Origin of the sequence: Pseudomonas fakonensis, assembly GCF_019139895.1 — a bacterium.
Lineage (GTDB): Bacteria > Pseudomonadota > Gammaproteobacteria > Pseudomonadales > Pseudomonadaceae > Aquipseudomonas > Aquipseudomonas fakonensis.
Genome location: NZ_CP077076.1, coordinates 278,976 through 300,283, shown reverse-complemented (window position 1 = coordinate 300,283; position 21,308 = coordinate 278,976). Strand labels below are relative to the sequence as shown.

Annotated in this window: 19 protein-coding genes; 4 read left to right on the top strand and 15 right to left on the bottom strand. The window is 65.0% G+C overall.

Annotated features, from left to right (window positions below; all coding sequences use genetic code 11):
• Positions 1-18 precede the first annotated feature (18 nt).
• The 4 genes from KSS94_RS01285 to KSS94_RS01270 all read right to left on the bottom strand — a co-directional run bounded on the left by KSS94_RS01285 (position 19) and on the right by KSS94_RS01270 (position 6,186).
• Positions 19-1,743: a putative 2-aminoethylphosphonate ABC transporter permease subunit gene (locus KSS94_RS01285; RefSeq protein ID WP_217841313.1), complete on the bottom strand. Its 1,725-nt coding sequence runs from the start codon at positions 1,741-1,743 to the stop codon at positions 19-21.
• A gap of 1 nt (position 1,744) precedes the next feature.
• Entirely contained in the window at positions 1,745-2,803 is a 1,059-nt protein-coding gene (locus KSS94_RS01280) for a putative 2-aminoethylphosphonate ABC transporter ATP-binding protein (protein WP_217841312.1), read from the bottom strand.
• A gap of 231 nt (positions 2,804-3,034) precedes the next feature.
• On the bottom strand, positions 3,035-3,904 hold the full coding sequence (locus tag KSS94_RS01275; protein WP_217841311.1) for a LysR family transcriptional regulator: 870 nt from the start codon (positions 3,902-3,904) through the stop codon (positions 3,035-3,037).
• 59 nt (positions 3,905-3,963) lie between these two features.
• The gene (locus tag KSS94_RS01270) at positions 3,964-6,186 is read right to left on the bottom strand and encodes a heavy metal translocating P-type ATPase (RefSeq protein WP_217841310.1); all 2,223 of its coding nucleotides are present in this window, start codon (positions 6,184-6,186) and stop codon (positions 3,964-3,966) included.
• A gap of 124 nt (positions 6,187-6,310) precedes the next feature.
• On the opposite strand from KSS94_RS01270, the gene cadR reads away from it, so the two are divergent.
• On the top strand, positions 6,311-6,754 hold the full coding sequence (cadR, locus tag KSS94_RS01265) for a cadmium resistance transcriptional regulator CadR (RefSeq protein WP_217841309.1): 444 nt from the start codon (positions 6,311-6,313) through the stop codon (positions 6,752-6,754).
• A gap of 125 nt (positions 6,755-6,879) precedes the next feature.
• Here the strand turns inward: cadR and KSS94_RS01260 are convergent, their stop codons facing one another.
• From KSS94_RS01260 to KSS94_RS01250, 3 genes are read right to left on the bottom strand one after another with little or no spacing between them, the layout of a single operon-like run.
• Complete coding sequence (locus KSS94_RS01260) at positions 6,880-7,851, bottom strand: thymidylate synthase (protein ID WP_217841308.1); 972 nt, start codon at positions 7,849-7,851, stop codon at positions 6,880-6,882.
• A gap of 50 nt (positions 7,852-7,901) precedes the next feature.
• Positions 7,902-8,711 (bottom strand): prolipoprotein diacylglyceryl transferase, encoded by an 810-nt coding sequence (lgt, locus tag KSS94_RS01255; RefSeq protein WP_217841307.1) that lies wholly within the window; start codon positions 8,709-8,711, stop codon positions 7,902-7,904.
• Between the two features lie 16 nt (positions 8,712-8,727).
• A complete protein-coding gene (locus KSS94_RS01250; protein WP_217841306.1) occupies positions 8,728-9,510 on the bottom strand; it encodes a sulfite exporter TauE/SafE family protein in 783 nt (260 codons plus the stop codon).
• A gap of 130 nt (positions 9,511-9,640) precedes the next feature.
• Here KSS94_RS01250 and KSS94_RS01245 point away from each other — a divergent pair, with 130 nt between their 5' ends.
• The gene (locus KSS94_RS01245) at positions 9,641-10,387 is read left to right on the top strand and encodes an NRDE family protein (RefSeq protein ID WP_217841305.1); all 747 of its coding nucleotides are present in this window, start codon (positions 9,641-9,643) and stop codon (positions 10,385-10,387) included.
• A gap of 88 nt (positions 10,388-10,475) precedes the next feature.
• On the opposite strand, the gene ptsP is transcribed toward KSS94_RS01245, so the two are convergent.
• Both ptsP and KSS94_RS01235 read right to left on the bottom strand, forming a co-directional pair.
• Positions 10,476-12,755: a phosphoenolpyruvate--protein phosphotransferase gene (ptsP, locus tag KSS94_RS01240; RefSeq protein WP_217841304.1), complete on the bottom strand. Its 2,280-nt coding sequence runs from the start codon at positions 12,753-12,755 to the stop codon at positions 10,476-10,478.
• Positions 12,756-12,777: 22 nt separating this feature from the next.
• Positions 12,778-13,257: an RNA pyrophosphohydrolase gene (locus KSS94_RS01235; RefSeq protein WP_028688498.1), complete on the bottom strand. Its 480-nt coding sequence runs from the start codon at positions 13,255-13,257 to the stop codon at positions 12,778-12,780.
• 140 nt (positions 13,258-13,397) lie between these two features.
• Here KSS94_RS01235 and KSS94_RS01230 point away from each other — a divergent pair, with 140 nt between their 5' ends.
• Complete coding sequence (locus tag KSS94_RS01230; RefSeq protein ID WP_217841303.1) at positions 13,398-14,054, top strand: histidinol-phosphatase; 657 nt, start codon at positions 13,398-13,400, stop codon at positions 14,052-14,054.
• A 45-nt stretch (positions 14,055-14,099) separates the two neighbouring features.
• On the opposite strand, the gene KSS94_RS01225 is transcribed toward KSS94_RS01230, so the two are convergent.
• Both KSS94_RS01225 and ilvA read right to left on the bottom strand, forming a co-directional pair.
• Positions 14,100-14,525 (bottom strand): DUF2269 domain-containing protein, encoded by a 426-nt coding sequence (locus KSS94_RS01225; RefSeq protein WP_217841302.1) that lies wholly within the window; start codon positions 14,523-14,525, stop codon positions 14,100-14,102.
• Positions 14,526-14,654: 129 nt separating this feature from the next.
• The gene (ilvA, locus tag KSS94_RS01220) at positions 14,655-16,169 is read right to left on the bottom strand and encodes a threonine ammonia-lyase, biosynthetic (RefSeq protein WP_217841301.1); all 1,515 of its coding nucleotides are present in this window, start codon (positions 16,167-16,169) and stop codon (positions 14,655-14,657) included.
• Positions 16,170-16,304: 135 nt separating this feature from the next.
• On the opposite strand from ilvA, the gene rpiA reads away from it, so the two are divergent.
• The gene (gene rpiA, locus KSS94_RS01215) at positions 16,305-16,979 is read left to right on the top strand and encodes a ribose-5-phosphate isomerase RpiA (RefSeq protein ID WP_217841300.1); all 675 of its coding nucleotides are present in this window, start codon (positions 16,305-16,307) and stop codon (positions 16,977-16,979) included.
• Between the two features lie 146 nt (positions 16,980-17,125).
• Here rpiA and KSS94_RS01210 read toward each other — a convergent pair whose 3' ends face one another.
• The 4 genes from KSS94_RS01210 to KSS94_RS01195 form a co-directional block, all read right to left on the bottom strand.
• Positions 17,126-18,031 carry an SdiA-regulated domain-containing protein gene (locus tag KSS94_RS01210; RefSeq protein WP_217841299.1) on the bottom strand — a complete coding sequence of 302 codons (906 nt, stop codon included), beginning with the start codon at positions 18,029-18,031 and terminating at the stop codon, positions 17,126-17,128.
• 90 nt (positions 18,032-18,121) lie between these two features.
• Positions 18,122-19,048: an SdiA-regulated domain-containing protein gene (locus KSS94_RS01205; RefSeq protein ID WP_217841298.1), complete on the bottom strand. Its 927-nt coding sequence runs from the start codon at positions 19,046-19,048 to the stop codon at positions 18,122-18,124.
• A 150-nt stretch (positions 19,049-19,198) separates the two neighbouring features.
• Positions 19,199-19,864 carry a fumarylacetoacetate hydrolase family protein gene (locus KSS94_RS01200; RefSeq protein ID WP_217841297.1) on the bottom strand — a complete coding sequence of 222 codons (666 nt, stop codon included), beginning with the start codon at positions 19,862-19,864 and terminating at the stop codon, positions 19,199-19,201.
• Between the two features lie 24 nt (positions 19,865-19,888).
• Positions 19,889-21,286, bottom strand: a complete 1,398-nt coding sequence (locus KSS94_RS01195; protein ID WP_217841296.1) for a D-2-hydroxyglutarate dehydrogenase — start codon at positions 21,284-21,286, stop codon at positions 19,889-19,891.
• Positions 21,287-21,308 lie beyond the last annotated feature (22 nt).

Sequence of the window (21,308 nt, the reverse complement as noted above, 5' to 3'; positions counted from 1 at the left end):
TATGGGTTGGGCAGTCGGTCAATGGCCGGGGGCGCGCTGGCGCCAGGCCTGGGAGCGGCGCAACAGGCCGCGCGAAGCTGCGGCCAGCAGCAGCGAGGCGCCGGCACTGGTGAGCAGAATCAAGGTGGACATGGCGGCAGCGCCGCCGACGTTGCCGGCATCGTCCATGTTCAGCACGGCGACGGCGGCAAGGATGGTGTCGGGGCTGTACAGGAAGATCGCCGCCGACACCGTGGTCATGGCCGAGACGAACAGGTAGCGGATGATGTCCAGCAGCGCCGGCAGGCAGATCGGCACGGTGACACGCAGGAAGTGCCTGTACAGCGGCGCCTTGAGCGACAGCGCGGCGGCCTCGAACTCGCCGTCGAGCTGGCGCAGGGCGGTGGTGGCGGTCATCTGCGCGGTGGTCAGGTAGTGGGCGATGGTGCACAGCACCAGCAGCGCCATGCTGCCGTACAGCACATGCAGCGGGTTGCCGGCGAGGTTGAAGAAGAATACGTAGCCCAGGCCCAGCACCAGGCCGGGCACGGCCATGGGGATGAAGCTGAGCAGGCGCAGGCTTTGGTTGAGCAGGCGCTGGCCGGAGGTTTTCTCCATCAGGTAGGCGCCGGTGAAGACCACCACGCTGCCGATCAGCGCGGTACACAGCGCCATGGTCACGCTGTTGCGGTAGGCCAGCCAGCCGCCGCCGGCGGTGTCGTCGAACATATAGTGCTTGAGCGACAGCGACAGGTTGTACGGCCAGAACTTGACCAACGACGAGTACACCGCCATGCCGATCACTGCCAGCAATGCGGCGCACACCAGCAGCACCAGGGCCAAGTAGCAACCGTCGCGCAGCTTGCACGGCTTGGGCTCGAACACCTGGGCACGGCCACTCATGGCCTCGCCCTGGCGCCGGCGCAGCCAGGCGTCCACCGCAAAGCTGAGCAGCGCCGGCACCAGCAGCACCATGCCGATCAGTGCGCCACGGCCGAACTGCTGTTGGCCGACCACCGCCTTGTAGGCTTCCAGCGCCAGCACCTGGTAGTCGCCGCCCACTACCACCGGCACGCCGAAGTCGGTGATGGTCAGGGTGAACACCAGGCAAAACGCCGCGAACACTGCCTGGCGCGTGGCCGGCCAGGTGATGCTGCAGAACGCCCGGACGGGGCCGGCGCCCATGCTGGAGGCGGCATCGAACAGCCGCGCATCGGCCAGCGACAGGGCCGACAGCAGAATCATCAGCGCATGAGGGAAGGTGTAGATGGCCTCGCCGACAACGATGCCCCAGAAGCCGTAGATGTTGTCGCTGAGCAGCCCGCGCAACAGCCCCTGGTTGCCGAACAGGTACACCAGGGCGATGGCCGGCAGCATCGACGGCGCCAGCAGCGGCAGCAGTGAAATACCGCGCCACAAGCCCTTGGCCGGGATCAAAGTGCGTTGCAGGGCGTAGGCGAACAGGTAGGCCAACGGCACCACGATGGCAGCCACGGTGAAGGCCACCGACAGGCTGTTGCCCAGCAGCCAGTGGAAGTTCGCGCTGGCGAACAGTTCGCGGGCGGCCAGCAGGCCACCACCCTGGCCGGCCTCACCACTGAAGCCCTTCCAGAAGATCGCCAGCAACGGCAGTAGCACCGCCAGCACCAGCACCAGCAGCAACAGGCTCTTGCCGCCGACCACGAACAGGCGGTCCCCCAGGGCGGCGCCATTGCGCGGCGCGGGCTTGGCAGTGCTGAGCGGCAGGGTCATGGGCGCGGCCATCTCAGGCAAACACCTGCAGGCTCTGCGGCGGCAGGGCCACCCAGATGTCCTGCGAGCCCAGGCGCGGCATGGCTTCCGGCGCAAGCTCGGCGAGCAGCGCGTGGCCCGGCAGGGCCTTGAGTTCGAAGCTCATGCGGCAGCGGTTGCCAAGGAATGTGATCTCGCGAACCTTGGCCGGGAACAGGTTTTCTTCATGCACGACCGGGTTGACGGTGATTGCCTCAGGGCGGCAGAACAGCCGGCCACTGCTGGCGCTGCCGGCGTTGCTGCCCAGGCGCATGTGCATGCCGCCAACCTGGGCGTGGCTGGCGCTGCTGCGCTGGAACGGCAGCCAGTTGCCCTGGCCGACGAACTCGGCGACGAACGGCGTGGCCGGCTGATCGTAGATTTGCTGGGGTGTGGCGTACTGCTCGACCTGGCCGTTGTTCATCACGGCGATGCGGTCGGCCATCAGCATGGCCTCGTCCTGGTTGTGGGTGACCATCAGCGTGGTGATGCCCAGCTGGCGTTGCAACTGGCGCAGCTCGGTGCACAGGTGCTCGCGCACCCGGGCATCGAGGGCCGACATCGGCTCGTCGAGCAGCAACAGCGAAGGCGACGGTGCCAGCGCCCGGGCCAGGGCCACGCGCTGTTGCTGGCCGCCGGACAACTGGCCGGGGTATTTCTTTTCGCTACCCAAAAGGCCCACCAGTTCGAGCATGTCGCGCACCCGCTGGCGTGCTTCGTCGCGGCTGCTGCCGGTCAGGCCGTAGGCGATGTTGGCTTCGACGGTGAGGTTGGGGAACAGCGCGTAGGACTGGAACAGGATGCCGTAGTCACGGGCCTGGGGTGGCAGCTCGGAGATGTCGCGCTCGCCGATGTACAGCTCGCCACGGTCCTGGCGCTCCAGGCCGGCGATGCAGCGCAGCAGGGTGGTCTTGCCGCAGCCCGAAGGGCCCAGCAGGCACACCAGCTCGCCGGCGACGATGTCCAGGGACACGTCGTTGAGCGCGGTGAAGGCGCCGAAACGCTTGTGGATGCCGCGCACTTTCATGTGTGCGCCAGGGGTTGCGTGGTTCATGGCAGGGCCTCATCGAAGAGATGGGGCCCATGCTAGGAAGGCAGTGCGAAGGTTCTGTGGCGTTTGGGCAAAAGCCGGTGATAGTGGTATTGGTAGATTTTGTAGAGCGGCCTTGTGTCGCGAAAGGGCTGCAGAGCAGCCCCGGCAATTTATGCAGCGAAGCTGAAGCCCTGGGGCTGCTGCGCAGCCCTTTCGCGGCACAAGGCCGCTCCTACAGGGGCGCGTGGCCGGTCAGAACTGCGAACCCACCACTTCCTGCGCCACACCGAGGAAGGCCGCCGGCAATCTGGCCTGGCGCCGCTCCTTCAGGCAGTACAGGTACTCGTGCATCACCGGCGCATTGTCCAGCGCCAGCACCCGCAGCTCGGGGTTATGCGGCACTTCGTGGCGGGCGATGATGCTGATGCCGATGTTGCGCAGCACCGCCTCGCGGATCGACTCGCGGCTGCCGATCTCCAGCAGCGCCCCGGCCTTGACCCCGGCGTCCTGCATCATCTGCTCGGTGAGCTTGCGGGTGGTCGAGCCCTTTTCGCGCATCAGCAGGCAATGCCCGGCTACCACCTCGATGGACACCGCCTGGCGGTGGGCCAGCGGGTGGTTGCGGTGCACCGCCAGCACCAGCGGGTCGGTGCCCAGCACCCGGCGCACCAGGCGGGCGTCCTCCAGCAGCTGCGAGGAGGCGGCAATGTCTACCCGGTAGTCTTCGAGCATTTCCAGCACCTGCTGCGAGTTGCCGATTTCCACCGCCACTTCCACCTGGGGCAGGCGTTCGCGGAAGATCTTCACCAGGTCCAGGATGTAGTACGGCGCGGTGGCGGCGATGCGCAGGCTGCCCTGGGCCTGGCCGCTGTTGCGCAGCTCGAACTCGATGTCGGCCTCCTGCTGCAGCAGCGCCTTGACCATCGGCAGCAGGCGCACGCCCTCCTCGCTGAGCACCAGGCGCCGGCCACCGCGGTAGAACAGCTCGACGTTGTACTGGCTTTCGAGGTTGCGGATTTGCGTGGTTACCGTGGGCTGGCTGAGGCCGAGCTTTTTCGCCGCCAGGGTGATGCTGCCCTGGCGGGCCACCATGTAGAAGGCCTTGAGCTCGGCGCTGAGCATTGTGGATAACCTCTAGTTGAACAGACCCGCGCGCGCTCCTACAGGGGGCGCGTCAGACTTCATTTGCGCAACAAGCGCAGGCCATTGAACACCACCAGCAAACTCACCCCCATGTCGGCGAACACGGCCATCCACAGGGTGGCCATGCCGGCGAAGGTGATTGCCAAAAAGATTGCCTTCACCCCCAGCGCCAGCACGATGTTCTGCACCAGGATCGCCGCACTTTGCCGCGACAGCCTGACGAAGGCCGGGATTTTGCGCAAGTCGTCGTCCATCAGCGCCACATCGGCGGTCTCGATGGCGGTGTCGGTGCCGGCGGCGGCCATGGCGAAGCCGATCTCGGCGCGGGCCAGGGCCGGTGCGTCGTTGATGCCGTCGCCAACCATGCCCACGCGATGGCCCTGGGCGTACAGCGCCTCGATGCTGGCGAGCTTGTCGGCCGGCAGCAGGTTGCCCTCGGCGCGGTCGATACCCACCTGGGCAGCGATGGCCTGGGCGGTGTGTGGGTTGTCGCCGGTGAGCATGACGGTCTTGATGCCCAGCGCGTGCAGCTCGGCGATGGCCTGGCGGCTGCTGTCCTTGACCGTGTCGGCCACGGCGAACAGGGCCAGCGGGCCACTGCGGTCGAGCAGCAGCACCACGGTCTTGCCTTGGCGCTCAAGCACGTCCAGCTTCGCTTCAAGTTCCGCGGAGCACAGGCCCAGTTCTTCCACCAGGCGGTGGTTGCCCAGGTGGTAGGTTTCCCCGTTTATATCCCCACGCACACCGCGACCGGCCAGGGCGGCGAACTCAGTGACATCGTTCAGGGCAACATTCTGAGCCTTGGCGAACTGGGCGATGGCGCCAGACACCGGGTGGTCGGAACGGGCCGCAAGGCTGGCAGCCAGGGCCTGGGCGCGGCCTTCGAACAGCGGGTCAAGCACCTGGCTGTCGGTTTGCACCGGCTTGCCGTGGGTGAGGGTGCCGGTCTTGTCCAGGGCCAGAAAGTCCAGCTTGCGGCCGCCCTCCAGGTACACACCACCCTTGATCAGGATGCCCTTGCGCGCCGCGGCAGCCAGGCCGCTGACGATGGTCACCGGGGTGGAGATCACCAGGGCGCACGGGCAGGCCACCACCAGCAGCACCAGGGCGCGGTAGATCCAGTCGAACCAGGTGCCGGCCATGAACAGCGGCGGCACCAGCGCCACCGCCAGGGCCACGGCGAACACTGCCGGGGTGTAGATGCGCGAGAACTGGTCGACGAAGCGCTGGGTCGGGGCGCGGGCGCCTTGCGCCTCTTCCACCGCCTTGATGATGCGCGCCAGGGTGGACTGGCCGGCAGCGGCGGTCACCCGGTACTCGAGCGAGCCGGCCTGGTTGATGGTGCCGGCGAACAGCTTGTCGCCGGCTGCCTTCTCCACTGGCAGGCTTTCGCCGGTGATCGGCGCCTGATCGACGCTGGATTGCCCACTCAACACCTCGCCGTCCAGGCCGATGCGCTCGCCGGGGCGCACCCGCACCAGGGCGCCGATGGCCACCTCGCGCACCTGTACTTCGTGCCACTGGCCGTCGGCCTGCTGTACGGTGGCCATGTCCGGCGCCAGTTGCATCAGGCCGCCGATGGCATTGCGCGCCCGGTCCAGAGAGCGGGCTTCGATCAGCTCGGCGATGGTGAACAGCACCATCACCATGGCCGCCTCGGGCCACTGGCCGATCAGCACGGCGCCGGTCACGGCGATGCTCATCAGCGCGTTGATGTTGAGGTTGCGGTTTTTCAGGGCGATCCAGCCCTTTTTGTAGGTGCCCAGGCCACAGCCGAGGATGGCCGCCAGGGCCAGCAGGGCGACCACCCATTCCGGCGCTTCTCCTGAGAAGTGCACGATTTCGGCGGCAATCGCGGCAATACCCGACAGCGCCAGCGGCCAGACACTTTTCTTCACCGCCTTTGGGGCGCTGTCGTCTTCGGCGGCCATGGGCTCGGCCTTCATGCCCAGGCTGTCGATGGCCTGCTCGATCGCAGCGGTGCCGTCGAGGGTGTGGTGCACGCCCAGCACGCGGTTGATCAGGTTGAATTCCAGCTGCTCGATGCCCGGCAGCTTGCCGAGCGTGTCCTGGATCAGAGTCTGCTCGGTGGGGCAGTCCATGGCCTGGATGCGAAAGCGGCTGAGGCGCGCATCAGCACTGGCCTTGGCGGTCAGTTGCACCTTGGCGGGTGCAGCCTTGCTGGCGCAGCAGCTGTGGGCGTGCTGGTGCTCGCCGTGCACATGGTCATGCTTGTGATCGTGGCTGACAGGCTGGTTCATGGAATCATCCTTAACTGGGCACGGGCCTGGTGGGACCGGTTTGCCGGGCCCGCAGGGGTATGTGTTGCCAAGTGAACACCCTGTAGCCACTATAGGGTCAAGCCCTGTTTTGGAGAGGCGTGCCATGAAGATCGGCGAACTGGCCAAGGCCACCGACTGTGCGGTGGAAACCATCCGCTACTACGAACGCGAGCAACTGCTGCCGGAGCCGGCCCGCACCGAGGGCAACTACCGGCTCTACACCCAGGCCCACGTGGAGCGGCTGACGTTCATCCGCAACTGCCGCACCCTGGACATGACCCTGGACGAAATCCGCAGCCTGCTGCGCCTGCGTGACAGCCCGGATGGCTCATGCGGCAGCGTCAATGCGCTGATCGACGAGCATATCGAGCATGTGCAGGCGCGGATCGATGGGCTGATGGCGCTGCAAACGCAGCTGGTGGAGTTGCGCCGCCAGTGCACGGCGCAGGGGGCGGAGTGTGCGATCTTGCAGCAGCTGGAGACCAACGGCGCGGTGACGGTGCCGGAGGTGGAGCATTCCCATGTGGGCAGAAGCCATGGGCATTGAGAATGCTGGGGGCGCTGAGCGCCCTTTCGCGACACAAGGCCGCTCCTACAGACGAACGCGTGCCCCCTGTAGGAGCGGCCTTGAGTCGCGAAAGGGCTGCGAAGCAGCCCCGGCCATCTAAAGGGTCACACCGCCATCGGCGCCGTCAGCGGCGCATGGTGCTCATAGCCTTCCAGCCAGAAGTCGCTCGGTTCGATCTTCTCCAGCCACTCGGGCTCATACTTGCCGGTATCGGCAAACGCCGGCACACGGTCGCTGATCACCAGCTTGGGCGCTGCCAAAGGCTCGCGCTTCATCTGCTCGTTCAGCATGTCCAGGTGGTTCTCGTACACATGGGCATCGCCGATGAAGTAGGTGAACCAGCGCGGGGTGTAGCCGGTCAGGCGGCCGAACAGCGACAGCAACGCGGCGCCTTCGGTGAGGTTGAACGGCGTGCCCAGGCCCAGGTCGTTGGAGCGGATGTAGAGGGTCAGGGAGATTTCCTTGGTCTCTACATTCGGGTGGAACTGGTACAGCAGGTGGCACGGCGGCAGGGCCATTTCGTCCAGTTGGGCGCAGTTCCAGCCGTGGAACAGGATGCGCCGGCTGCCCGGGTCGTTGGCGATGGTGTCCAGGCACTGGCGCACCTGGTCGATGGCCTTGTACAGGATGACGAACGCCTGGCCGTCTTCCTCGTCCTTGGCAATCTGCCGGAAACCGGCCTTTTCGGCCATTTCGATGGCCGCCGGGTTGCTCAGCGGGATGCGCTTGTAGCCCGGCCACTGGCGCCACTGCACGCCGTAGATCTCGCCGAGGTCGTCATGCCCCTGGCGGAACGGGTTGGCCAGCCACTGGGCGTTCTCGTTGGCGTTCTGGTCCCAGACCTTGCAGCCCAGCTCGCGGAACTCGCCGGCGTTTTTCACGCCGCGCAAGAAACCCACCATCTCGCCGATCGCCGACTTGAACGCCAGCTTACGGGTGGTGACGGCCGGGAAGCCCTTCTGCAGGTCGAAACGCAGCATGGCGCCCGGCAGGCTGATGGTGTTGATCCCGGTGCGGTTTGCCTGCAACGTGCCGTTTTCGATGACGTCACGGACCAGGTCCAGATACTGTTTCATGGCTTACCTGTAGCGAACACGGCAGGGGGATCGCCCCTGCCGTGGTGGGTTCATTGGGCGGGTGTCGCCGTTGGCTTGCGATTATAAGCCCACCAGATCAGGCCGAGGCCAGCCAGGATCATAGGCACGCAGAGAATCTGACCCATGGTCAGCCAGCCCCAGGCGATATAACCCAGCTGGGCGTCCGGTACGCGGACGAACTCGACGATGAAACGGAAGATACCGTAGAACAGCGCGAACATGCCGGAAACCGCCATGGTCGGGCGCGGCTTGCGCGAGAACAGCCAGAGGATGAGGAACAGTGCCACGCCTTCCAGGGCGAACTGGTACAGCTGCGACGGGTGGCGCGGCAACTGGGCCGGGTCGCTGAACGGCGGGAAGATCATCGCCCATGGCACGTCGGTGGGCTTGCCCCACAGCTCGGCGTTGATGAAGTTGCCGATACGCCCGGCGCCCAGGCCGATCGGCACCAGCGGGGCGACGAAGTCCATCAGTTCGAAGAACGACTTGTTGTTGCGCTTGCCGAACCACAGCGCCGCCAGCATCACGCCGATGAAGCCGCCATGGAACGACATGCCGCCCTTCCACACCTCGAAGATCAGGGTCGGGTTGGCCAGGTACTGGTGCAGGTCGTAGAACAGCACATAACCCAGGCGGCCACCGACAATCACCCCCATCGACAACCAGAACACCAGGTCGGAGAGTTTTTCGCGGTTCCAGGTGGGGTCGAAGCGGTTGAGCCGGCGCGAGGCCAGCAGCCAGGCGCCGCCGATGCCGATCAGGTACATCAGGCCGTACCAGTGGATTTTCAGCGGCCCGAGGGCCACGGCCACGGGGTCGATCTGCGGGTAAGGCAGCATGGTTAGTCCTCTTGGTTCAAATCAGAAAGCTTGCGCCGACGCAGAACAGCAGCGCGGCGAACAGGCGCTTGAGCAGGCGCGGCGACAGCTTGTGTGCCAGGCGCGCGCCGAAGCGGGCAAAGAACATGCTGGTCACGGCAATGCCGACCAACGCCGGCAAGTACACGTAACCCAGGCTGTGGGCCGGCAAGTGCTGCTCATGCCAGCCCAGCCACATGAAACTCAGGGCACTGGCCAGGGCAATCGGCAGCCCGCAGGCCGACGAGGTGGCCACGGCCTGCTGCATCGGCAGGCTGCGCCAGGTCAAGAACGGCACGGTCAGCGAACCGCCACCGATGCCGAAAATCGCCGAGGCCCAACCGATCACCCCGCCTGCGGCAGTCAGCGCCGGCTTGCCGGGGATGCCGCGGCTGGCTTTGGGCTTGAAGTCCAGGGCCATCTGCACGGCAATCACCAGGGCGAACACGCCGATGATCTTCTGCAGCATCGGGCCCTGGATCAGCGAAGCGGTCTTGGCCCCGACCAGCGCGCCGAGCAGGATACCGACAGTCATCCAGGCAAAAATCGGCCACTGCACCGCGCCTTTGCGCTGGTGCTCGAGCACGGCATTGATCGAGGTGAAGACGATGGTCGCCAGAGACGTGCCGACCGCCAGGTGGGTGAGCACCGCAGGGTCGAAGCCTTGCAGGGTGAAGCTGAACACCAGCACCGGGACGATGATGATGCCGCCGCCCACGCCGAACAGCCCGGCCAGCACGCCGGCACAGGCTCCCAACAGCAGGTAGAGTACGAATTCCATTCGCCGCCCCAGTGAAAACGATGCGGCATGGTAACGGAAGCCGCGCCTGTGGCTCTAGTGAACTCTGTGTCAGGTGATGGCCTGGTGCCTAGGGCGCGGGTAGAGTGGCGAAAAACACAAGGGGCAACCTATGTGCCTGATCGTCTTCGCCTGGCGGCCCGGGACCGCCCGGCCACTGATCGTCGCGGCCAACCGTGACGAGTTCTACGCCCGCCCCACCCAGGCTCTGGCGGCCTGGGAAGACGCGCCGGGGGTGCACGCCGGGCGCGACCTGGAGGCCGGCGGCACTTGGCTTGGGGTCGGACCGCGCGGGCGCTTTGCGGCGCTGACCAATATCCGCGACCCCGGCCAGGCGCTGGGGCCGCGTTCGCGGGGAGAGCTGGTGGCCGCCTACCTGAGCGGCGAGCTGCGCGTCGAGGCTTACCTGGACCAAGTGGCCAGCCGCGCCGGGCAATATTCCGGGTTCAACCTGCTGGTGGGCGATAGTGAGCAGCTAGGTTACCTGCATGCCCGCGAAGCCGCGCCGCACTTGCTGGCACCTGGGGTGTACGGGTTGTCCAATGCCGGGCTGGATACGCCGTGGCCGAAGCTTGTGAAGGCACGCCGGGGGCTGGAGGGGCTGCTTGAATCAGCCGACCCGAAGCGCTTACTGGAATTGCTGGCCGATGGCGAGCCGGCGGCGGATGGCGAACTGCCGGAAACCGGCGTGGGGCTGGCTACCGAGAAGCTGCTGTCGAGTGTGTTCATTGCCAGCCAGAACTATGGCACGCGGGCGAGTACGGTTTTGATTGTGGATAAGTCTGGCCGACGGCACATGGTGGAGCGCAGCTTCGGGCCGTTTGGGGGGCATCTGGGGGAAGTCGAGGTGTTTGACTGACCGGCCCTATCGCCGGCAAGCCGGCTCCTTCAGAAGGTTGCATTCCCCTGTAGGAGCCGGCTTGCCGGCGGTAGGGCCGGTGCAGGCCTCAGAGGCTCTTGTTGGCCCCAGGCCCGATCATCCGCGCCAGGCCCAGGTTCTTCAGGGCCAGCTGCAGCGCGCTATGGGTGAGTTGCGGGTTGTCGTGGCTCAAGGCGTCGGCCAGCAGTTCCTTGGCCTTGCTCATGTTCACCTGGCGCAGCATCCACTTCACCTTCGGCAGGTTGGTGGCGTTCATCGACAGGCTGTCAAAACCCATGGCCATCAGCAAAATCGCCGCCGCCGGGTCACCGGCCATCTCGCCGCAGATGCTCACCGGCTTGCCTTCGCCATGGGCGTCGCGCACCACGGTGTTCAGCGCCTGCAGCACCGCCGGGTGCAGGTAGTCGTACAGGTCGGCGACCCGCGGGTTGTTGCGGTCCACCGCCAGCAGGTATTGGGTCAGGTCGTTGGAGCCCACCGAGAGGAAGTCCACCTGGCGCGCCAGCTCCTTGGTCTGGTACACCGCGGCGGGGATTTCCACCATCACGCCCACCGGCGGCATCGGCACGTCGGTGCCTTCGTCGCGCACCTCGCCCCAGGCGCGGTGGATAAGATGCAGGGCTTCTTCCAGTTCGTGAATGCCAGAGATCATCGGCAGCAGAATACGCAGGTTGTTCAGGCCCTCGCTGGCCTTGAGCATGGCGCGGGTCTGCACCAGGAAGATTTCCGGGTGATCGAGGGTGACGCGGATGCCGCGCCAGCCGAGGAACGGGTTTTCTTCCTTGATCGGGAAGTACGACAGCGCCTTGTCACCGCCAATGTCGAGGGTACGCATGGTCACCGGCAGCGGGTGGAAGGCCTGCAACTGTTCGCGGTAGATCGCCAGCTGTTCCTTCTCGCTGGGGAAGCGCTGGTTGATCATGAACGGCACTTCGGTGCGGTACAGGCCGACACCTTCGGCGCCGCGCTGCTGGGCGCGGGCCACATCGGCGAGCAGGCCGGTGTTGACCCACAGCGGCATGCGGTGGCCATCGGGGGTGATGCACGGCAGCTCGCGCAGCGCGTCCAGGCCCTGGGCCAGCTGGCGCTCTTCCTCGACCACTTCGCTGTACTGCTTGCGCAGCACTTCGCCGGGGTTGGTGAACACCTCGCCCTTGTAGCCGTCGACGATCAGCTCGATGCCATCGACCTTCGAATACGGCAAATCGACCAGGCCCATGACGGTGGGGATGCCCATCGCCCGGGCGAGAATCGCCACATGGGAGTTGCCCGAGCCCAGTACCGAAACCAGGCCCACCAGCTTGCCTTCAGGCACTTCGCCGAGCATGGCCGGGGTGAGTTCTTCGCTGACCAGGATGGTGTTGTCCTGGTACACCATTGCCTGCGAGCGGGCCTCCTGCAGGTAGGCCAGCAGGCGCCGGCCCAGGTCCTTGACGTCGGAGGCGCGCTCGCGCAGGTAGTCGTCGTCCATCAGTTCGAAGCGGTTGACGTGCTCGCCGACCACCTGGCGCAGGGCGCCCTGGGCCCACTGGCCGGTCTTGATGACTGCGACCACCTCGCCACCGAGGGCGGCGTCTTCGAGCATCATCAGGTACACGTCGAACAGCGCGCGCTCTTCGGGGCGCAGCTGGGTGGCGAGCTTGGCCGACAGCTTGCGCATGTCTTCGCGCACGCCTTCGAGGGCGTTGTTGAACAGTTTGAGTTCGGTGTCGATGTCTTCGACAGTCTTGTCCGGCACCACCTCGAGGTCGGCAGGTGGCAGCATCACCACGGCGCGGCCCACGGCAGCGCCCGGCGAGCCCGGCACACCGACGAAGCGCGCCTCCTGGATGCCCTTGCCCTGGCGGCCGAGGCCACGGATGGACCCGGTGGCCTCGGCGTGGGCGATAACCCCGGCGAGCTGGGCGCTCATGGTGACCAGGAAGGCTTCTTCGCCTTCGTCGAACTGGCGGCGCTCCTTCTGCTGGATGACCAGCACTCCTACCACCCGGCGGTGGTGGATGATCGGTGCGCCGAGGAAGGAGGCGAAGCGTTCCTCGCCGGTTTCGGCGAAGTAGCGGTAACGCGGGTGGTCGGCGGCGTTTTCGAGGTTCAGCGGCTCCTCGCGGGTGCCCACCAGGCCCACCAGGCCTTCGTTGGGGGCCATGCTGACCTTGCCGATCGAGCGTTTGTTCAGGCCTTCGGTGGCCATCAGCACGAAGCGGTTGGTTTCCGGGTCGAGCAGGTACACCGAGCAGACCTGGCTGCCCATGGCCTCCTTGACGCGCAAGACAATGATACCCAACGCCGTCTTGAGATCTTTGGCGGAGTTCACTTCCTGGACGATCTTGCGCAGCGTATTGAGCATGGCTCGGGGTCGGACTCCGTCGTCAGTCGCGCGTCAGCAGGCGCGGGGCTAGCTCTTTCAGGGCGCGCCGGTACACCTCGCGCTTGAATGTCACCACCTGGCCCAACGGATACCAGTAGCTGACCCAGCGCCAGCCGTCGAATTCCGGTTTGCCGGTGAGGTCCATGCGCACCCGTTGCTCATTGCTAACAAGGCGCAGCAAAAACCACTTCTGTTTCTGGCCGATACACAGCGGCTGGCTGTGGGTACGCACCAGGCGCTGCGGTAAACGATAACGCAACCAGCCACGGGTGCAGGCAAGAATTTCCACGTCCTGGCGTTCCAGGCCCACTTCTTCGTTCAGCTCGCGGTACAGGGCGTCTTCTGGGGTCTCGTCAGGGTTGATGCCACCCTGGGGGAACTGCCAGGCATCCTGGTTGATCCGGCGAGCCCATAGCACCTGCCCGGCATCATTCGTAAGAATGATCCCGACATTGGGGCGAAAACCATCCGGGTCGATCACGGCAGCAACCTCGCAAACGCATGTCACCGCATTGTTCCACAAAGCCTGCGAGCGCAGCAACGCACCCGCAAGCTTATGTGCAGCGCGGTGAAAACGCCGTATTCTGCGGGGCCTCCCGAAGATTTGCGCGAGACTTGCACATGCGCCTGGCTTTATTCGACCTGGACAATACCCTCCTCGGCGGCGACAGCGACCACGCCTGGGGTGACTACCTGTGCGAACGGGGCATTCTCGACCCGGTCGCGTACAAGGCACGCAACGATGCCTTCTACCAGGACTACCTCAACGGCACCCTGGACCTACAGGCCTACCTGGCCTTCTCCATGGAAATTTTCGCCGCCAGCGAACCTGCACAACTGGAGCAGTGGCACCGCGAGTTCATGCGCGACTGCATCGAGCCGATCATCCTGCCCAAGGCCCTGGCATTGCTGCAGCAGCACCGCGAGGCGGGCGACCAACTGGTGATCATCACCGCCACCAACCGCTTCGTCACCGCGCCCATCGCCCGCCGCTTGGGCGTGCGCGTGCTGCTGGCCACCGAATGCGAGATGCACGACGGGCGCTATACCGGGCGCAGTACCGATATACCCTGTTTCCGTGAAGGCAAGGTGACGCGGTTGAACCGCTGGATGCTGGAGAACGGCTTCGACCTGCAAGACAGCTACTTCTATAGCGACTCGATGAACGACCTGCCTTTATTGGAGCAGGTCACTCACGCAGTGGCCGTGGACCCGGACCCGAAGCTGCGCGCCGAGGCCGAAGCGCGCGGTTGGCCGGTGGTTTCGTTGCGCGATTGAGGTTTTCCTGCCCGCGCAGAGGCCGGTATGGGCAGCCCAATACTGTCAGACCGGCTTGGCACCCATCAGCCCGGCAATCGACAAAAAGCACACCCCGCTGAACACCGCCAGCGCCAGGGTGAACTTCAATCCCACCAACTCGGCCTTGCGCAGCCGGTTCAGGCGCACCAGCAGCCACCACACGGCGAAGGCGCCGAAGGTATAGATGACGCTGGAGGCCAGCACCCAGGTCTGCCCCAGCGGCCAGCCGACCAGGTGCACCAGCCACCAGCCGGTGAACGGCATGCTCAGCAGGCACAGCCCCATCAGTAGCCAGACGAACACCAGCGGCCGGCGCAGCAGCTTGGCGTAGGCCTCGCTGTCGCCCTTGCGCTTGGCCAGCACGGTCCAGATGGCCAGGCCCAGGGCGCTGAGCAGCAGGATGGCGGTGGCGAGGATGTGCAGGGTTTTCAGGGTGGTCAGGTGTTCCATGTCTTGGTTGTCCTTAAGCAGGCCTTTTTGCAGCAGCTTCTTCGCGGGCAAGCCCGCTCCCACAGGTACCGCACAGGCCTTGATGCCCGCGAATAACCTGTAGGAGCCGGCTTGCCGGCGCTGGCGCCATCAGCCCAAGAATAGCTTGTAAGCCGGGTTCTCGGTCTCGTCCCAATACGGGTAACCGATCTTGGCCAGCGCCGCCGGCACCAGGTGGCGTTCTTCCTCCGGCACCTGCAACCCCGCCACCACGCGGCCATCGGCGGCGCCATGGTTGCGGTAGTGGAACATCGAGATGTTCCAGCGCCCACCCAGCTTGTTGAGGAAGTTGAACAACGCCCCCGGCCGCTCGGGGAACTCGAAGCGCAGCACTATCTCGTCGCTGGCCCCGGCCGAATGGCCGCCGACCATGTGGCGGATGTGCAACTTGGCCAGTTCGTTGTCGGTCAGGTCGGTTACCGGGAAGTCCTGTTCGGTCAGTTGCTGCACCAGCAACGCACGCGGGTCGTTTTCCGGGTGGGTCTGCACGCCGACGAAAATGTGGGCTTCGTCCGAGGTGTGCTTGCGGTAGTTGAATTCGGTGATCTGGCGCTTGCCGATGGCCTCGCAGAACGCCTTGAAGCTGCCCGGGCGCTCGGGGATGGTCACGGCGATGATCGCTTCGCGCTTCTCGCCCAGTTCGGCACGCTCGGCCACATGGCGCAGGCGGTCGAAATTGACGTTGGCACCCGAATCGATGGCCACCAGGGTTTGCCCGGTCACGCCCTTGAGCTCGACGTACTTCTTGATGCCCGCCACGCCCAGTGCGCCGGCAGGTTCGGTGATCGAGCGGGTATCGTCGTAGATATCCTTGATAGCCGCGCAGATCTCGTCAGTGCTGACGGTGATCACCTCATCCACATGATGGCGGCAGATATCGAAGGTGTGCTGGCCGATCTGCGCCACCGCCACGCCGTCGGCGAACAGCCCGACCTGCGGCAGCACCACCCGCTCACCGGCAGCCAGCGCGGCCTGCAGGCAGTTGGAGTCGTCCGGCTCGACGCCGATCACCTTGATTTCCGGGCGCAGGTATTTCACGTAGGCGGCGATGCCGGCAATCAAGCCGCCGCCGCCCACCGGCACGAAGATCGCGTCCAGCCGGCCCGGGTGCTGGCGCAGGATCTCCATGGCCACGGTGCCTTGGCCGGCGATGGTGTGCGGGTCGTCATAGGGGTGGATGTAGACGAAGCCCTTTTCGTCGACCAGTTTCAGCGAGTAGGCCAGCGCCTCGGGGAACGAGTCGCCGTGCAGCACCACCTTGCCGCCGCGCGAACGCACGCCTTCGATCTTGATCTCGGGGGTGGTCTTGGGCATCACGATGGTGGCCTTGATGCCCAGTTCCCGCGCTGCCAGGGCCAGGCCCTGGGCGTGGTTGCCGGCAGAAGCCGTGACCACGCCGCGGGCCAGCTCCTCGGCACTGAGCTGCGCCAGCTTGTTGTACGCCCCGCGGATCTTGAACGAGAACACCGGCTGCAGGTCTTCGCGCTTGAGCAGCACGCTGTTGCCCAGGCGCTTGCTCAGTTGCCCGGCGCTGTGCAGCGGGGTTTCGACGGCAACGTCGTAGACGCGCGAGGTGAGGATCTTCTTGACGTACTGTTCGAGCATCGGGAAAGCATCACTGGGCCGCGGGACAAGGGCTGGGAGTCTACCGCAGCGGGCTGTCGGGCGACCACAGCAAAGCCGCGCGAGCCGTTATACTAGGCGACTTTGAAACTCGCCCTGCCCCTTCCCGGAGCCCGCATGACCCAGGACCAACTGAAACAGGCCGTCGCCCAGGCCGCTGTCGACCTCATCCTCCCCAAGCTGGATGAAAAAAGCGTCGTCGGCGTCGGCACCGGTTCCACCGCCAACTTCTTCATCGACGCCCTGGCCCAGCACAAGACCGCCTTCGACGGCGCCGTGGCCAGCTCCGAGGCCACCGCCCAGCGCCTGAAGGGCCATGGCATCCCGGTGTACGAGCTGAACAGCGTCAGCGAGCTGGAGTTCTACGTGGACGGCGCCGACGAGAGCGACGCGCACCTGAACCTGATCAAGGGCGGCGGTGCAGCCCTGACCCGCGAGAAGATCGTCGCGGCAGTGGCCAAGACCTTCATCTGCATCGCCGACGCCAGCAAACTGGTGCCGGTGCTGGGCGCCTTCGCGCTGCCGGTCGAGGTGATCCCCATGGCCCGCAGCCACGTGGCGCGCCAGTTGGTCAAGCTGGGCGGCGACCCGGTGTACCGCGAGGGCGTGCTGACCGACAACGGCAACGTGATCCTGGACGTGCACAACCTGCAGATCACCAACCCGGTGGAGCTCGAGGCGCAGATCAACGCCATTGTCGGCGTGGTCACCAACGGCCTGTTCGCCGCCCGTCCGGCCGATGTGCTGCTGCTGGGTACCGCCGAAGGCGTGAAGACGCTCAAGGCCGAGTAAATACTCCCAGGGCTGCTTTACCCTGTGGGAGCGGCCTTGTGTCGCGATGGGCTGCGGAGCAGCCCCAGGATTTCAGCATCATGCAGGATCGCCGGGGCTGCCTTGCAGCCCATCGCGACACAAGGCCGCTCCCACCGGGGCAGCGCTCAATCCGCCGGCTTTTCGAACACATAGAACAGGTTCGGCTCGCTCACCAGGTACAACCTGCCCGCCTCGTCCATGGCCAGGCCCTCGGCCTGGGGCACGGTCTGCTTGAGCCCTTGGAAACCCTTGCGCAACGACAAGGTGCTCAGCGGCCGGCCCTCGACATCCAGCTCCACCACCAGGCGCGATTCATCCGACAAGGCCAGCAGATGCCCGCTGCGCTCGTCGTACTGCAGGCTCGACAAGTCGCGCACGAATAGCCGCCCATCACGCTTGCGGTCCTGCACTACATGCACGGCATACGGCTGCTCGGGGTTGGTGTGCGGGAAACCGTGCACCTCGTAGATCAGCATCGGGTCGCGCTCCTTGGCCACGAACAGGCGCTGGCCCGCCGAGTCGTAGGCCAGCCCTTCGAAGCCCTTGTTGCCGTTCAGGCCGATGCCCAGGGTGAGTTGCTCGGCGTCGGCGGCATCGAGGAACAGCGTGCTGTCGTTCAGGCGCACACGAATCAGCCGCTGTTGGCGCTCGTCAGTGATCACGTAACTGTTCGGCCCCACGTATTCCACCGCCTCGGGGTCGCCGAAGCCGGTCAGCGGCACGCGCCGCAGAATGCGCCCTTCCAGCGACAGCTCGACCAGCTCGGGGCTGGAGTTGGTCACGGTGAACAGGGTCTTGCGGTCAGGGTCGTAGGTCAGTGCCGAGACATCGTCATGCAGCCCGTCGATGGGCTGCGCCTCGAGCGTTACCCGATAGCGGTCCAGGCCAATGCCCTGCTCGCTCGGCTGCCACCAGGCCTTGAGGTTGAACCAGCCACGCTCGAACAGGCGAAATTCATGCCCCACCACGCCTAGCAGGGTCAGGGTTGAAAACAACAGGGCAGCAGCAATCAGGCGGTAGCTTCGGCGCATCAGGGCAGGCTCGACAGAATGAGTGCGAATCTAACCATCTACAACTGAAGCAAACCTTAAAGTCTGGGTGGGAAACAACTGGCAGTTTTGTCAGTTCTTTCTGAAGCGATAGAACAGGTTGGGTTCGCTGACGAAATACAGGTTGCCCTGGTCGTCCATGGTCACCCCCTCGGCACGCGGGATACCGGCCTTGAGGCCGTTGAAGCCACCCAGCAGGACCATGAAGCTGACCTGGTCGCCCTTCTCGTCGAGTTCCAGCAGCATGTTCGAATCGGCCGACAGCGCCAGCAGGTGGCCGGTGCGCGGGTCGACCGCCAGCGCCGACAGGTTGCGCAGGTCCAGCTGGTCGCTGGGCAGGGCTTGTTTGTCGCCCTTGAGCGGGCTGCGCCCGTCGCTGCTCCAGGCGTACAGCTTGGGCGGGCGCTCTTCGCCTATCAGCAGGCGCTGGCGCATGGAGTCCCAGGCAAGGCCTTCGAAGCCCTTGTTGTCCTTGCTGGCATCACCAAGCTCGAACCCTTGGTAGTCGCTGCGCTTGAGCGAGGTGGTGTTGGCATCGACCTTGACCATCACCAGGTCGTGCTGGCGCTCGTCGACAATGCCGATCAGGCCGTCTTCCATCACCGCCACGGCTTCCGGGTTGGCCCAGCCCTCCAGCGGGATCTTGCGCAGCACGTTGCCGTCGAGGTCGAGCTCGGTGAGGAAGGGGTGCTTGCCCATCACCGCGAACAGGGTACGGGTATGCGGGTTGAACGACAGGTCAGAGGCTTCATCCCGCTCCATGCCCGGCAGCGGTTTGGCGTCGATGTCCACCACGTAATCCGGTAGCCAGATGCTGTCCTGGCGCACTGCGGTGCTTTCAAAACGCTCCTTGAGCCACAGCAACCCGCGATCGTCCCAGTGCATGGCCACGGCGACGCCATAGGCGACTACCGCCAAGACGCCCAGCCAGACAGGCCAGCGCAGCCAAAGCTTGCGTTTGGGAGCAGGTGAATGGGGCGCAGCAGTGGGGATGACCATCAAGGGATCCTGTCAGTTTGCCGTGATGTCTTCCTAACGTCGGCGAATGGGCACAGAGTTGCGCATTATCCGAATCATTTGTGAAAAAAACGGCAAATGCCGCCGGCGCGGCGGCACGGCGATGGCTGCAAGGCCATCGCCGCTTCAGGATCAGAGCACGCGGCTTTCGAACCGGCAGACGCCGGGAAGTTCCAGCACCAGCTCGTCACCCACGTTGAACGGGCCCACGCCGGCCGGTGTGCCGGTGAGGATCACATCGCCCGCCTGCAGCGAGAAACACGCCGCCATGTACTGGATGATCGGCACGATGGGGTTGAGCATCATTGCGCTGTTGCCGTCCTGGCGCACTTCGCCGTTGATGCTCAGGCGCACCGGAATATCGGTGACATCTTCGAACGAGGCGGCCGACACGAACGGCGGCAGCACGCAGGCACCGTCAAAGCTTTTGCACAGCTCCCACGGCAGGCCCTTTTCCTTCAGTTTGCTCTGCAGGTCGCGCAGGGTCAGGTCCAGCGCCGGGGCGTAGCCGGAAATCGCGTCCAGCACTTCTTCTTCGGTGGGCTTGGTCGACAGCGGCTTGCCCAGCAGCACGGCGATTTCGGCCTCGTAATGCACCGAGCCACGGTCGGTCGGGATCTTGAAGCCGCCTTCCAGCGGCACCACGCAGCTGCCGGGCTTGATGAACAGCAGCGGCTCGGCGGGGATCGGGTTGTTCAGTTCCTTGGCATGTTCGGCATAGTTGCGGCCGATGCACACCACCTTGCCCAACGGGAAGTGGATGCGGGTACCGTCTACGTACTGGTGCTGGTAACTCATGGCCGACTCCTGTGAATACTGCTTTTATTCGGGAGCGAAGATCTTACCCGGATTCATGATGCCGTTAGGGTCGAAGACGGCCTTTATCGCCTTCATGCAGGCGATTTCTTCAGGCGAACGGCTGTAACCCAGGTAGTCACGCTTGGTCATGCCCACGCCATGCTCGGCAGAGATCGAGCCGTTGTAGCGCTGGACGATCTCGAACACCCACTTGTTGACCTTGGCGCACGAGGCGAAGAACTCATCCTTGCCCATGTGCTCGGGTTTGAGGATGTTCAGGTGCAGGTTGCCGTCGCCGATGTGGCCGTACCAGACCACTTCGTAGTCGGGGTAGTGTTCGCCGACGATGGCGTCGATATCCCGCAAAAAAGCCGGCACTTTCGATACGGTGACCGAAATGTCGTTTTTGTACGGGGTCCAGTGGGAGATGGTTTCGGACAGGTACTCGCGCAGCTTCCACAGGTTTTTCAGCTGCGTCTCGCTCTGGCTCATCACCCCGTCCAGCACCCAGCCCTGCTCCACACAGTGCTCGAAGGTGGCCAGGGCCTGCTCGGCGACCTCTTCTGTACTGGCTTCGAACTCCAGCAGCGCATAGAACGGGCAGTCGGTGGCAAACGGCGCGGGCACGTCGCCCCGGGCCATGATCTTGGCCAGGCCCTTGTCGGAGAAGAACTCGAAGGCGGTGAGGTCGAGCTTGCCCTGGAAGGCGTGCAACACCGGCATGATGGCATCGAAGTCCGGGGTACCGAGCACCATGGCGGTGAGGTTGCGCGGCGTGCGGTCCAGGCGCATGGTGGCCTCGACCACAAAACCCAGCGTGCCTTCGGCGCCGATGAACAGCTGGCGCAGGTCGTAGCCGGTGGCGTTCTTGATCAGGTCCTTGTTCAGCTCAAGCAGCTCACCCTTGCCGGTGACCACCTTGAGCCCGGCCACCCAGTTGCGGGTCATGCCGTAGCGGATCACCTTGATGCCGCCGGCATTGGTGCCGATGTTGCCGCCGATCTGGCTGGAGCCGCTGGAAGCGAAGTCCACCGGGTAATAAAGGCCGTGGTCCTCGGCGAACTGCTGCAACTGGCGGGTGATGACCCCGGGCTGGCAAACCACCGTGCGGTCGAATTCGTTGAAATCGAGAATCTGGTTCATGTAGTCGAAGGCCACGACCACTTCACCATTGGCCGCCACTGCCGCGCCGGAAAGCCCGGTACGCCCGCCAGAGGGCACCAGGGCAACCTTGTGAGTGTTGGCCCAGCGGACGATGGCCTGCACCTGTTCGACGTTCTTGGGCAGCACGATGGCGCTGGGCGCCGGCGGGTAGTGCTTGGTCCAGTCCTTGCCGTAAGCCTCCAGCGAAGCCGGGTCGGTCAGCAGCTTGCCGGGGTCGACAAGGGCGCTCAGTTCATCCAGTAATGCACGCTCGGTCATTGCGGGAACTCTCAACTAATTC

What these genes read in the sequence shown, in the direction of transcription:
- lgt (WP_217841307.1), bottom strand. Translation starts at nt 8,711, where the DNA reads ATGCTGCCTTACCCGCAGATCGACCCCGTGGCCGTGGCCCTCGGGCCG.
- KSS94_RS01210 (WP_217841299.1), bottom strand. Translation starts at nt 18,031, where the DNA reads ATGCGCCGAAGCTACCGCCTGATTGCTGCTGCCCTGTTGTTTTCAACC.
- KSS94_RS01275 (WP_217841311.1), bottom strand. Translation starts at nt 3,904, where the DNA reads ATGCTCAGCGCCGAGCTCAAGGCCTTCTACATGGTGGCCCGCCAGGGC.
- ptsP (WP_217841304.1), bottom strand. Translation starts at nt 12,755, where the DNA reads ATGCTCAATACGCTGCGCAAGATCGTCCAGGAAGTGAACTCCGCCAAA.
- rpiA (WP_217841300.1), top strand. Translation starts at nt 16,305, where the DNA reads ATGACCCAGGACCAACTGAAACAGGCCGTCGCCCAGGCCGCTGTCGAC.
- cadR (WP_217841309.1), top strand. Translation starts at nt 6,311, where the DNA reads ATGAAGATCGGCGAACTGGCCAAGGCCACCGACTGTGCGGTGGAAACC.
- KSS94_RS01195 (WP_217841296.1), bottom strand. Translation starts at nt 21,286, where the DNA reads ATGACCGAGCGTGCATTACTGGATGAACTGAGCGCCCTTGTCGACCCC.
- ilvA (WP_217841301.1), bottom strand. Translation starts at nt 16,169, where the DNA reads ATGCTCGAACAGTACGTCAAGAAGATCCTCACCTCGCGCGTCTACGAC.
- KSS94_RS01285 (WP_217841313.1), bottom strand. Translation starts at nt 1,743, where the DNA reads ATGGCCGCGCCCATGACCCTGCCGCTCAGCACTGCCAAGCCCGCGCCG.
- KSS94_RS01260 (WP_217841308.1), bottom strand. Translation starts at nt 7,851, where the DNA reads ATGAAACAGTATCTGGACCTGGTCCGTGACGTCATCGAAAACGGCACG.
- KSS94_RS01200 (WP_217841297.1), bottom strand. Translation starts at nt 19,864, where the DNA reads ATGAGTTACCAGCACCAGTACGTAGACGGTACCCGCATCCACTTCCCG.
- KSS94_RS01245 (WP_217841305.1), top strand. Translation starts at nt 9,641, where the DNA reads ATGTGCCTGATCGTCTTCGCCTGGCGGCCCGGGACCGCCCGGCCACTG.
- KSS94_RS01270 (WP_217841310.1), bottom strand. Translation starts at nt 6,186, where the DNA reads ATGAACCAGCCTGTCAGCCACGATCACAAGCATGACCATGTGCACGGC.
- KSS94_RS01225 (WP_217841302.1), bottom strand. Translation starts at nt 14,525, where the DNA reads ATGGAACACCTGACCACCCTGAAAACCCTGCACATCCTCGCCACCGCC.
- KSS94_RS01280 (WP_217841312.1), bottom strand. Translation starts at nt 2,803, where the DNA reads ATGAACCACGCAACCCCTGGCGCACACATGAAAGTGCGCGGCATCCAC.
- KSS94_RS01205 (WP_217841298.1), bottom strand. Translation starts at nt 19,048, where the DNA reads ATGGTCATCCCCACTGCTGCGCCCCATTCACCTGCTCCCAAACGCAAG.
- KSS94_RS01250 (WP_217841306.1), bottom strand. Translation starts at nt 9,510, where the DNA reads ATGGAATTCGTACTCTACCTGCTGTTGGGAGCCTGTGCCGGCGTGCTG.
- KSS94_RS01230 (WP_217841303.1), top strand. Translation starts at nt 13,398, where the DNA reads ATGCGCCTGGCTTTATTCGACCTGGACAATACCCTCCTCGGCGGCGAC.